Below are 12,097 nucleotides of genomic sequence, written 5' to 3' on the forward strand. Positions count from 1 at the left end.
TGCACGGCGAACGCCCGCCCCCGCTCGCCGAGTCGGTCGGCGCCCGCGGCGAGTGCGGCCTCGTGGTGCCCGGCGAAGACGGGCTCGGCGGCGGCCCACCGGCCGGCCAGGCCCGCCGCGTCCGGGACGTCCTCGGCGAAGACGAAGGAGACCTCGCCGGTCCCGGGCCGCTCGAGGACCGGGGCCCCCCGCAGTGCCCGGGCGAGGGCGGGGCGGTCGGAGCCGGTGACGGCGAGCCGGTACTCGTGGGCGCGGCGGCCCACGGCCAGCGTGTAGGCGACGTCGGCGAGCGCGGCCGGGTCGTCGCCGTCGAGGTGGGCGGCCAGCCTCTGGGCGGCCGTGGCCAGCGCGGTCGCGGTACGGGCGGACACCACCAGCAGCTGCTGCGCGCGGTGTGCGTCGCCGGTGACGGGGGCGGGCGGGGCCTCCTGGAGGATCGCGTGCGCGTTGGTGCCGCCGATGCCGAAGGAGCTGACGCCCGCGCGCAGGGGGCCCTGCCCTGTCCAGGGGGCGGTGTCGGTGCTCACCTTGAAGGGGCCGGCCGCGAAGTCGATGGCCGGGTTGGGGGTGGTGTGGTTGACGGTCGGCACCAGCGTCCGGTGCTTCATCATCAGCACCGTTTTGATCACGCCCGCGACACCGGCCGCCGCGTCCAGGTGGCCGATGTTGGACTTCACCGAGCCGATGGCGCAGAACCCGGTGTCGGCGGTGGACTCCCTGAACGCCCGGGTGAGCGCCGAGACCTCGACCGGGTCGCCGAGGCGGGTGGCGGTGCCGTGTGCCTCGACGTATCCGATGGAGCGGGGGTCGACGCCGGAGACGGTGTGCGCCTCACGGACGACGGCGGTCTGGCCGGCGGCGCCGGGCGCGGCGAAGCTCACCTTGCCGGAGCCGTCGTTGTTGGTGGCCGTGCCCTTGATGACGGCGTGGATGGTGTCCCGGTCCGCGATGGCGTCCCGCAGGAGCTTGAGGACCAGGACACCGACGCCGTTGCCGACGACGGTGCCGCTGGCGTCCGCGTCGAAGGTGCGCACGTGCCCGTCCCGGGACAGGATCGCGCCCTCCTCGTACAGATACCCCTTGGCCTGCGGCAGTTTCACGGTGACACCGCCGGCCAGCGCCATGTCGCACTCGCCGTTGATCAGGCCCTGGCAGGCCAGGTGGAGGGCGACGAGGGAGGTGGAGCAGGCGGTCTGGACGGCGTAGCTGGGGCCTTTGAGGTCGAGTTTGTACGACAGCCGGGTGGCCAGGAAGTCCTTGTCGTTGCCGACCATCACCGCGAAGTGCTGGGAGGTGGTGGTCTGGTCGACGTGGGGCAGGACCTGCTGCTGGAGGTAGGTGTTGATGGCCGCGCCGGCGTAGACGCTGATCAGCCCGTCGTAGCGGGCGGGGTCGTAGCCGGCGTGCTCCAGGGCGGCGTGGCCGGCGGTCAGCAGGATGCGGTGCTGCGGGTCGGTGATCGCGGCCTCGGCCGGGGTGAACTCGAAGTACCCGGTGTCGAACAGGTCGACGTCCGGGATGATCCCGTGGGCGGGGACGTACTCCGGGTCGTCCAGCAGCCGGAGCGCGGCCTGCGCCAGCGCGTCCGCGTCCTCATTGGCGAACAGTTGCCCCGCCGCTCCCCCGTCCAGCACCTGCGCGAACGCGTCCAGGTCGCTGGCCAGCACGGGCGCGCCCGCCGACATGGCCTCGACGAGGATGATCCCGAAGCTCTCCCCGCCCGTGTTCGGCGCGACGTACACATCCACACTGCGCAGCAGCCGTGCCTTGTCCTCGTCGCTGACCATGCCGAGGAATTCCACCCGACCGCGCATCTGCTCGGGCAGTGTGGCCACGGCCTCCTTCTCGTCGCCGCGCCCGGCGACCAGCAGCCGGGTCCGGGGCCGGGCGGCGAGGATCTTGGGCAGGGCCCGCATCAGGACCGGCAGGCCCTTCCGGGGCTCGTCGATGCGGCCCATGAACCCGATCGTCTCGCCCTGCCACTCGCTCTTGGGCTCGGCATCGGCGAAGAAGCGCACATCGACACCGTTGGGGATGACGACCGCGTCGCCGCCCAGGTGCTCGACCAGTGTCCGCCGCGCGTACTCGCTCACCGCGATCCGGGCGCTGATCTTCTCCAGCGCGGGCTGCAGGATCGGATACGCGGCGATCATCGCCCGGGAACGAGGGTTCGAGGTGTGAAAAGTCGCGACGATGGGGCCCTGAGCCGCCCAGCAGGCGAGCAGGCCCAGCGACGGCGAGGCGGGCTCATGGATGTGGATCACATCGAACGCGCCGTCGTGCAGCCAGCGCCGCACCCGCGCCGCCGAGAGAAAGCCGAAGTTGAGCCGCGCGACCGAGCCGTTGTACGGCACCGGCACGGCGCGCCCGGCGGAGACCACGTACGGCGGCAGCGGTGTGTCGTCGTCCGCCGGGGCCAGCACCGACACTCCGTGCCCGAGCCGGATCAGATGCTCGGCCAGGTCGCGGATGTGGAACTGGACGCCGCCGGGGACGTCCCACGAGTACGGGCAGACGATCCCGATCCTCACGGCTTCTCCGTTCCGGAGCTGTCGTCGGCGCCCGGCGCGCCACCGGGACGCGGCTCGAGATCCGCCAGCCACAGCCGCTGGAGCATGTGCCAGTCCTGCGGATGTTCGGCGATCCCGGAGGCGAACACGTCGGCGAGCTCCTGCGTCATGGCCGCGGCCTGCTCCGCGCTGGTGTCCATCGAGGGGACCTCGATGGGCGGATGCACCCGTCCCCGCATGACCGGGGACGCGTCGTACCAGAGGGTGACCGGCAGCAGCAGCGCACCCGTCCTTGCCGCCAGTATGGCGGGCCCGGCGGGCATCTTGGCCGACTCACCGAAGAACTTCACCTCAACACCTGATGCCGACAGGTCCCGGTCCGCGACCAGGCACACCAGACCGCCCTCCCGCAGCCGCCGCGCCAGCGTCCCGAACGCGCTGCCGCCGGTGTGCGGCAGCACCTCCATGCCCAGGCCCTCCCGGTAGGCCACGAAGCGGTCGTACAGCGACTCGGGCTTGAGCCGTTCCGCGACCGTGGTGAACGGCACGCCCAGCTCGGTGGTGACCCAGGCCCCGGCCAGGTCCCAGTTGGCCAGGTGCGGCAGCGCCAGCACCACCCCGCGGCCGCTCGCCAGACCGTCCGTGAGGTTGTGCAGGCCCTCGGGGTCGAAGCCGCCGCGGACGCGCTGCTCGCTCCAGGCCGGCAGCCGGAAGGACTCCATCCAGTAGCGCAGATACGAGCGCATCCCGGCCCGGGACAGCTCGGCCAGCCGCCGCGGGGAGGCGCCCGGGACGACGCGGGCGAGATTGGCCTCCAGGCGCAGCACGCCCTTGCCGCGCCGCTTCCACGCCAGATCGGCGACCCGCTGCCCGAGCGCCACAGCGACCGGTTCGGGGAGCTTTTTGACCGTGCTCCAGCCGAGCCCGTACAGCGCGTCGGTCAGCTTCTCGCTCACCGCGTCTCGCCTCCCTGGACCACCGCCCGGTCCGCGGCGTCCGCCTCGGCGGCCTCACGGCGCACCGTCACCACGCGCTGGATCAAGGTCACCGCGCTGCCGACGGCAACGATCCACAGTGCGATCGGCAGCAGAATTTCGATATGCGGCACACCGAACTTGTGCAGCCCGGAGAAGCCGCAGGCCACCAGCGAGATCACCAGCCGCTCGGCGCGCTCCACGAGCCCGTTGACCTTCACCGGCAGGCCGATGCTCTCGCCCCTGGCCTTGGTGTACGACACCACCTGACCGCTGGCCAGGCAGAAGATCGTCACCGCACACAGCGCATTGTCGTCCCCGCGCCCGGCGTACCACAGCGCCAGACCGCCGAAGATCGCGCCGTCGGCGACCCGGTCGAGCGTGGAGTCGAGAAACGCCCCCCAGCGGCTGGAGCGCCCCAGCTGCCGCGCCATATTGCCGTCGACCAGGTCCGAGAAGACGAAGAGGGTGATGACGACCGTGCCCCAGAAGAACTCACCCCGCGGGTAGAAGACCAGGGCACCCGCGACCACACCACCCGTCCCGGCGAGGGTCACCGCGTCGGGGCTGACCCCGAGGCGGATGAGCAGGGCGGCGAACGGGGTGAGAACACGCGTGAAGAATGCACGCGCGTACTTGTTCAGCATGGCCTTCCCGGGGGTCGAAACGGGCCGGGTGGTCAACAGGCCACCGGCTGGCCCATCGTAGTCAAGCCCCGAGGGGCCGCCGCGCAGGCATCGGACGACGCCCAGATGTGCGACGTATGGACGCACCATGACCTCGGTGGAAAGCTCGAAGTATCGCAGATGTCGACCTGGAGGCGAGACATGGGCGACAAAACGAGCACGCAATCAGGGGCCGCCGGCAGGGCGGCGACGGCCGACCGGCCCGGCTCGGTGCGGAACGTGGTGCTGGTCGGCCACAGCGGTTCCGGCAAGACGACGCTGGTGGAGGCCCTCGCGCTGGCGACCGGCGCGATCAACCGGGCGGGCAGAGTCGAGGACGGCGGATGCCTGTCCGACTACGACGAGATCGAGCACCGGCAGCAGCGCTCGGTCCAGCTGTCCCTCGTCCCCGTCCAATGGGACGGGGTGAAGATCAACCTTCTGGATACCCCGGGGTACGCCGACTTCGTCGGGGAGCTGAGGGCCGGTCTGCGGGCAGCGGACGCGGCCCTCTTTGTCGTATCGGCATCCCAGGACGCCCTGGGCATCGCGGGCGCGACCCGCATGGTGTGGGACGAGTGCGCGGCGGTCGGGATGCCACGCGCCCTGGTCATCACGCACCTGGAGGCGGCGCGCGCCTCCTTCGAGGAGATGACCGAGCTGTGCCGGCAGACGTTCGGCGGCGAGGACCCCGACGCGGTGCTCCCGCTGTATCTGCCGCTGCGCGGCGAGCCCGGACCGGATGGTCACGCCCCTGTGACGGGGCTGATCGGCCTGCTCTCGCAGCAGGTGTACGACTATGCCTCGGGCGTACGGACCGAGGCGACGCCGACCCCCGGCCAGCTGCCGCTGATCGAGGAGGCCCGCAACCGGCTCATCGAGGGGATCATCTCCGAGAGCGAGGACGAAACCCTCATGGACCGCTATCTCGGCGGCGAGGAGATCGACGTCAAGACGCTCATCGGAGACCTGGAGAAGGCCGTGGCCCGCGGCTCCTTCCACCCCGTGCTGGCCGCCGCGCCCGCCGCCGAGGGATCCAAGCAGGGCCTGGGCACCACCGAGCTGCTGGAGCTGATCACCGGCGGCTTCCCGACCCCCCTGGAGCGGGAGGCGCCCACCGTCACCACCCCGCAGGGCAAGCCCTGCCCGCGGCTGACCTGCGACCCCGAGGGCCCGCTGGCCGCCGAGGTCGTCAAGACCTCCTCGGACCCCTATGTCGGCCGGATCTCCCTGGTGCGGGTCTTCTCCGGGACGCTGCGCCCGGACGAGACCGTCCATGTGTCCGGGCACGGCCTGGAGGACCGCGGCCATGAGGACCACGACGTGGACGAGCGGGTCGGCGCCCTCTCCGCGCCCTTCGGCAAGGCGCAGCGCATGCTCAGCCAGGCCATCGCAGGCGATCTGGCCTGCGTCGCCAAGCTGAACCGCGCCGAGACCGGGGACACCCTCTCGGCCAAGGACCAGCCGCTGCTCATGGAGACCTGGGAGATGCCCGATCCGCTGCTGCCCGTGGCGATCCGGGCGCACAGCAAGGCGGACGAGGACAAGCTCTCCCAGGGGCTCGGGCGGCTGGTCGCCGAGGACCCGACGATGCGCCTGGAGCAGAACCAGGACACCCATCAGGTGGTGCTGTGGTGTCTGGGCGAGGCCCATATGGACGTCGCACTGGAGCGGCTGCGCTCCCGGTACGGCGTACAGGTGGACGCGGTGCCGTACAAGGTGTCGCTGCGCGAGACGTTCGGGGCCCGGTCCGCCGGGCGCGGGCGGCACGTCAAGCAGTCGGGCGGGCACGGACAGTACGCGATCTGCGAGATCGAGGTGGAGCCGCTGCCCGAGGGCTCCGGCATCGAGTTCGTGGACAAGGTCGTGGGCGGGGCGGTGCCCCGGCAGTTCATCCCGTCCGTCGAGAAGGGCGTACGCGCGCAGGCGGCGCGGGGGGTGGCCGCGGGCTATCCCCTGGTCGACGTGCGGGTGACCCTGCTGGACGGCAAGGCGCATTCGGTGGACTCCTCCGACGCCGCCTTCCAGACGGCGGGCGCGCTCGCCCTGCGGGAGGCCGCCGCCGACACCCGGATCCATCTGCTGGAGCCGGTGGTCGAGGTGTCGGTGCTGGTGTCCGACGAGTACGTCGGCGCGGTGATGAGCGATCTGTCGGGGCGGCGCGGCCGGGTCGTGGGCACCGAGCAGTCGGGCGGCGGCCAGACGCTGATCCGGGCCGAGGTCCCGGAGATCGAGATCGGCCGCTACGCGGTCGACCTGCGGTCGCTGTCACACGGCACCGGACGGTTCAACCGCTCCTACGCCCGGCACGAGCCGATGCCCACGCAGGTCGCCGACCGGATCCGGGAACAGGCCGAGGCCTGAGGCTCCTTCACCGAGCGCCCGCCCCAACTCGCTTGGGGCGGGCGGCTGTCCACAGGCCGGTTCGGTGCAGCCGGGTCGGTTGTGGGTAGTTATCCACAGGGAGGCGACGCCCTGGCGACAGGGACGGCACACCCCCGATACGCTGAGGTCGCAGCTCAAGCAGCATGCGGTATTGGGGGCGTTGGTGACGGCGGACGTATTCGACTTCAGCCCGGGGGCGCAGATCCCGCTCTCCGGCTCGGCAGGCCAGAAGGCGGCGACGCAGGCGCTCGCCTCGGCCGCCTACCGCGACAGCGAGGTGGCCAAGCTTCTCGACGCCAACTCGGAGTGGACGGTCTCCGAGGTCAAGCCACCGAAGATCTCTCTGTTCGAGCCCAACCTGGGCGAGGCGTTCTCGCGCGCGGTGCAGCTTCGGATGCTCGGCGGCGGACGCGGCCAGGTGATCCAGTCCTTCGGCATGGAGCCTCAGACAGTGGTCGAGCACTGCCTGGCGGCCAACCGCATCCGCAAGACCCGGGACGCCCGGCTCACCGCCGTCATGGTCATCTTCGGGCTGCTCTTCCTCCCCGGGGTGCTGCTGTGGCTCGGCGCCTTCCAGCTGCGGCGCACCATCGCCGGGTCCAAGGACAAGCGGATGGGGGCGCTGGGCACCCTCCTGCTGGCGGCGCTCGCCGTGGTGACCCTCATCTTCCTGATCAAGCTCCCCTTCGACGGGTTCTTGGGCCTCTATCTGCGCGGCGTCATCGTCGCCCCCGTCATCGGGTGGTACGTGGCCAAGCAGATCAGCGAGCGCACGGCCAAGAACCTCCGGGAGGCATGGGACGGCCTGCTCTCGGGCGGCGGGATCGGCGCGAAGGTCCCCGAGACCGTGCCGAACCACCCCGGCCAGACCTCGGCCGAGGAGCTGCGCAAGGCGCTGCACAAGCTCACCGCCGAGCAGCACAGCAATGTGGTCTTCTACGCCGGCGCCAAGGGGATACTCGGCATGGGCACGCGCTGGGGCAGCTGGCAGCTCGCCGAGGACCTGGTGTCGGCCGACCCCGGCAAGGAGATCGACCCGTTCCGCAGCTGGGACGTGATACGCGCGATCCATGACCAGCTGCGGATGCTGGAGCGCAAGCCGCTGCACACCGGAGGCTTCCCCACCCCCTCGGTGCGCCACTGGGTGGTTTCGGCGGTCGGCGAGGGGGCCAAGTCGGTGGAGCGCGGCGGCACTTCGGAGGAGGAGGGCTTCCAGATAAAGGGCGTCGAGCTGCAGCGGATCTGCGACGAGCAGCAGTTCGACTCCGGCGACCGGCACTACCTGGGGGTGCAGTTCGTCCTCTGGGACGGCCAGTTGGTGATCACCCTGCTGATCACGGTGACGCTGCTGCACAAGACGATGCGGATCGAGGTCACCGGCCATGCGCTGGGGCCGGTGCACCCCCTGTTCACCACCAAGCCCTCCGCGCCCTCCAAGACGGTCAGCAAGACCTTCAAGTTCTGGGAGACCAAGTCCATCCCGCTGCCGCTGGTGGACGCGAAAGAGGTGGTGCGGCTGGCCGTCCGCGCCCCCTTCACCTGGTACCCGCCGCTGCTGGACTACCTGGGCGGCAAGCTGGCCCTGCCCGAGCCTTTCGGCCTGCGCCACGCCTGGGCGGACAAGCCCTGGCGGCACCGCTTCATGGCGGACGACGCGCTGCGCACCGCCACCCCGGTGCTGCGGGTGGTCCACGAGGCGGCGATCGGCGTACTGAAGCACCACGGCGTGGACACCGAGCGCTTCGGCAACCGCTCCCTGGCGCTCAGCGGCCAGGTCCAGGACGTGGCCCCGAAGAAGGCCGACCTCTACGACGCGTAAGGCTCTGCACCGCATAAGCGGTGACGGCCCCGGGCCCTGGCATGCGCTGCCGGGGCCCGGGGCCGTCACCGTAAGAGCGCCGGACGTTACGCCCGCGGCCAGGCGTCGGCCAGCATCCGGCGGGTGTCGGCCAGCAGTTGAGGCAGCACCTTGGTGTGGCCGACGACGGGCATGAAGTTGGTGTCCCCGCCCCAGCGCGGCACGACGTGCTGGTGCAGATGGGCGGCGATTCCGGCGCCCGCGACTGTCCCTTGGTTCATGCCGATGTTGAAACCGTGCGCGCCCGAGGCGATACGCAGCGCAACCATGGCGGCCTTGGTGAACTCCGCGAGCTCGACGGTCTCGTCGGCGTCCAGCTCGGTGTAGTCGGCGACGTGCCGGAAGGGGACGACCATGAGGTGTCCGCCGTTGTACGGGTACAGATTCAGCACGGCGTAGACATGCCGGCCCCGAGCGAGGATCAGTCCGTCCTCATCGGACTTCTCCGGAATGGAGCAGAACGGGCAGCCGTCCCCGGCACCCGGCCCGGTGGGCTTGTTCTCGCCTTGGATGTACGCCATCCGGTGGGGTGTCCACAGGCGCTGGAACGCGTCGGGCGTCCCCACTCCGATCTGCTGCTCCGGCTCACTCGTCATGCGGGCCAGCATATTCGTCCAGGGCCGCTGAGGATGCGCTGAGGGGCGACCCCGTACGGGGCCGCCCCTCGAATGCACAACCCCCGCGTCAGCAGGGGAAGCGCGTCACACCTGGATCCGGCGCTGCACCGCGTCAAGGATCTCCGCGATGGCCTCATACCGGGGGATACCGTTCTTCTGCGAACCGTCCCGGTAGCGGAAGCTGACCGCCCCGGCCGCCATGTCGTCGTCACCCGCGATGATCATGAACGGAATCTTGGCGCGCTGAGCATTGCGGATCTTCTTCTGCATCCGGTCCGAGGACGAGTCGACCTCGACCCGCAGCCCCTTCGCCTTGGCCTCTGCCGCGAACTCCTCCAGGTACGGCACATGGCTGTCGCCGATCGGAATGCCCACCGCCTGGACCGGCGCGAGCCAGACCGGGAAAGCGCCCGCGTAGTGCTCGAGCAGCACCGCGAAGAAGCGCTCGATGGATCCGAACAGGGCCCGGTGAAGCATGATCGGCTGCTGCCGCGAGCCGTCCGCCGCCGTGTACTCCAGCTCGAACCGGGCGGGCTGGTTGAAGTCGACCTGGATGGTCGACATCTGCCAGGTCCGGCCGATGGCGTCCTTCGCCTGGACCGAGATCTTGGGCCCGTAGTAGGCCGCGCCGCCCGGGTCCATGACCAGTTCCAGGCCCTGCTTCTCGGCGGCCTGCCGCAGCATGTCGGTGGCCTCGGCCCACTGCTCGTCCGACCCGATGAACTTGTCGCTGTCGTCCCGGGTGGACAGCTCCAGGTAGAAGTCGTTCAGACCGTAGTCACGGAGCAGATCGAGCACGAAGGTGAGCAGGGAGTCCAGCTCGTCCGGCGCCTGCTCCCTGGTGCAGTAGATGTGCGAGTCGTCCTGGGTGAAGCCGCGGGTCCGGGTGAGGCCGTGGACGACGCCCGACTTCTCGTAGCGGTAGACCGTGCCGAACTCGAACAGCCGCAGCGGCAGCTCTCGGTAGGACCGCCCGCGCGCCCTGAAGATCAGGTTGTGCATCGGGCAGTTCATGGCCTTGAGGTAGTAGTCCTGCCCCTCGAACTCCATGGGGGGGAACATGCCCTCCATGTAGTGCGGCAGGTGACCCGAGGTCTCGAACAGCTTGGCCTTGGTGATATGCGGAGTGTTGACGAACTCGTAGCCGGACTCTTCGTGCCGCTTCCGCGAGTACGCCTCCATCTCCCGGCGGATGATCCCGCCCTTGGGGTGGAACACCGCGAGGCCCGACCCCAGCTCGTCCGGGAAGGAGAACAGGTCCAGCTCGGAGCCCAGCTTGCGGTGGTCGCGCTTCTCGGCCTCCACCAGGAAGTCCAGATACGCCTTGAGCTCGTCCTTGGTCGGCCAGGCGGTGCCGTAGATCCGCTGCAGCTGCGGGTTCTTCTCACTGCCCCGCCAGTACGCGGCGGCGCTGCGCATCAGCTTGAACGCCGGGATGTTCCGGGTGGTCGGCAGATGCGGCCCCCGGCACAGGTCACGCCAGCACAGCTCGCCGCTCTTCGCGTCGAGGTTGTCGTAGATGGTCAGCTCACCGGCGCCGACCTCGGCGGACGCGCCCTCGGCGGCATCCGCGGCCGACCCCTTGAGCCCGATCAGCTCCAGCTTGTACGGCTCGGCCGACAGCTCCTCGCGGGCGGCCTCGTCGGTGACGGGACGGCGGGAGAACCGCTGGCCCCGCTTGATGATCTCCTGCATCTTCTTCTCGATGCGCTTGAGATCGTCCGGGTGGAACGGGGTCTCGACGTCGAAGTCGTAGTAGAAGCCGTCCTTGATCGGCGGGCCGATGCCGAGCTTGGCCTCCGGGAAGAGCTCCTGCACGGCCTGCGCCATGACATGCGCGGTGGAGTGGCGCAGGATGTCCAGACCGTCCTGGCTGGTGATCTCGACCGGCTCGACCTCGTCGCCCTCGGCCAGCTCGTACGCCAGGTCCTTCAGCTGCCCGGCGACGCGCGCGGCCACGATCGAGCGATCACCGTCGAACAGGACCGCCGCCGTAGTGCCCGTGGTCACCACGCGCTCTTCCCGCTCGGAATCGCGTTGGATGCTCACACGGACGTCTGACACCGGTCTCTCCTGACTGATGGATCACTCGGGGCAGCGATTGCTGCGCAGCGTGAATCGTACCGAGCCGGAGGGCCGGACCGCGAAACGGTTATGGGGACGCCTACGGGGGCGCCTACGGGGACGGTCGCAGGACGCTTACGGGGAGCGATCGCCGCCAGGGCTCGCGGTCAGGGCTCGGGGCACCCGTCGCCGTGCTCCTCCTCGGGCCCGCCGCAGGCCTCCTCGAAGAAGTCCAGATTCTCCTGGAGCGACTTCAGCAGCCGGTCCCGCTCGGCCTCGTCGACCTGCACCGGGGTGACGTCCCTGGCGCCGGTGATCCGCCGGAACCCGCCCCGGCTCTCCAGCCTGCCGCTCACCCGGATGGGCAGCCCCACCAGATGTGCGTGTCCGGCGATCCGGTAGTCGTCCTCCTCCAGCGCGATGCGCACCTGCGCCACCTCGGCGCCGGCGAACACCCGCAGCCGGACCGACCCGGGACCGCCCGGTCCGGTGCGGCGCAGCCGCACCACCGCGCCGGTGACCCGCACCGGCACCGACGGCTCGGCCTGCTCATAGCGGGAACCGGCCTCCCGCAGCGCCGGCAGATCGCCGGGGCTGAACTCCACCGGCTCCGGCCGGACCGCCGAGCCGTGCGGCGGGCCGGCCCCGGGCGACCACTCCAGCGCCACCCGGGCCCCCTCCGTCCCCTCGACGAGGGCGACGACGGCCTCGGTCAGCTCACGGCTCACACCCGCCTCCACGGCGGCGTCGAAGGCCTCCTGCCCGCCGGTGGCCCGCTGGTAGTCCACCGCGTCGCGGAGCGCGTACAGCGCGCGCAGCAGGGTCCCGGTGACGGCCCGCCCGTGCTCCACCGGTACGAAGACGGTCAGCTCGCGCCCGCCGGGGCCGGCCGGCCCGATCAGGACGTGCTCCAGCCACGCCTCGGCCTCGCGGCGGTGGCGCGCCCCGTAGTAGCCCGCCCGCCCCCGGGCGGCGAGCGCCCCGGCCAGCAGCGTGGCGCGGGCGGCGGCGCGCAGCCGCTCCT

8 protein-coding genes and 1 pseudogene are annotated in these 12,097 nt (G+C 70.9%); 2 read left to right on the forward strand and 7 right to left on the reverse strand.

Annotation, left to right across the window (positions count from 1 at the left end; all coding sequences use genetic code 11):
* The 4 genes and pseudogenes from CCN51_RS56970 to pgsA all read right to left on the reverse strand — a co-directional run.
* Positions 1 to 1,034: ketoacyl-synthetase C-terminal extension domain-containing protein (locus CCN51_RS56970; protein ID WP_281262458.1), on the reverse strand; the 1,034-nt coding region annotated here is incomplete at its 3' end.
* A pseudogene (locus CCN51_RS56975) lies at positions 1,011 to 2,531 on the reverse strand (glycosyltransferase family 4 protein); the annotation flags it as partial. The pseudogene CCN51_RS56975 and the gene CCN51_RS56970, both read right to left, overlap by 24 nt.
* Complete coding sequence (locus tag CCN51_RS04810; RefSeq protein WP_014175003.1) at positions 2,528 to 3,466, reverse strand: phosphatidylinositol mannoside acyltransferase; 939 nt, start codon at positions 3,464 to 3,466, stop codon at positions 2,528 to 2,530. The gene CCN51_RS04810 and the pseudogene CCN51_RS56975, both read right to left, overlap by 4 nt.
* Entirely contained in the window at positions 3,463 to 4,131 is a 669-nt protein-coding gene (gene pgsA, locus CCN51_RS04815; protein WP_014175004.1) for a phosphatidylinositol phosphate synthase, read from the reverse strand. The genes CCN51_RS04810 and pgsA overlap by 4 nt, the downstream gene beginning before the upstream one ends.
* Before the next feature lie 180 nt (positions 4,132 to 4,311).
* On the opposite strand from pgsA, the gene CCN51_RS04820 reads away from it, so the two are divergent.
* Together CCN51_RS04820 and CCN51_RS04825 are read left to right on the forward strand one after the other, a co-directional pair.
* The gene (locus CCN51_RS04820; RefSeq protein ID WP_014175005.1) at positions 4,312 to 6,513 is read left to right on the forward strand and encodes an elongation factor G-like protein EF-G2; all 2,202 of its coding nucleotides are present in this window, start codon (positions 4,312 to 4,314) and stop codon (positions 6,511 to 6,513) included.
* 181 nt (positions 6,514 to 6,694) lie between these two features.
* The gene (locus tag CCN51_RS04825) at positions 6,695 to 8,353 is read left to right on the forward strand and encodes a hypothetical protein (protein WP_014175006.1); all 1,659 of its coding nucleotides are present in this window, start codon (positions 6,695 to 6,697) and stop codon (positions 8,351 to 8,353) included.
* Positions 8,354 to 8,439: 86 nt separating this feature from the next.
* Here CCN51_RS04825 and CCN51_RS04830 read toward each other — a convergent pair whose 3' ends face one another.
* The 3 genes from CCN51_RS04830 to CCN51_RS04840 form a co-directional block, all read right to left on the reverse strand.
* Positions 8,440 to 9,000, reverse strand: a complete 561-nt coding sequence (locus CCN51_RS04830) for an HIT family protein (protein WP_014175007.1) — start codon at positions 8,998 to 9,000, stop codon at positions 8,440 to 8,442.
* A 93-nt stretch (positions 9,001 to 9,093) separates the two neighbouring features.
* The gene (gene thrS, locus CCN51_RS04835) at positions 9,094 to 11,073 is read right to left on the reverse strand and encodes a threonine--tRNA ligase (RefSeq protein WP_014175008.1); all 1,980 of its coding nucleotides are present in this window, start codon (positions 11,071 to 11,073) and stop codon (positions 9,094 to 9,096) included.
* 167 nt (positions 11,074 to 11,240) lie between these two features.
* On the reverse strand, positions 11,241 to 12,097 hold an 857-nt coding region (locus CCN51_RS04840), incomplete at its 5' end, for a hypothetical protein (RefSeq protein ID WP_086859292.1).

Source organism: Streptomyces milbemycinicus (assembly GCF_002154605.1).
GTDB lineage: Bacteria > Actinomycetota > Actinomycetes > Streptomycetales > Streptomycetaceae > Streptomyces > Streptomyces milbemycinicus.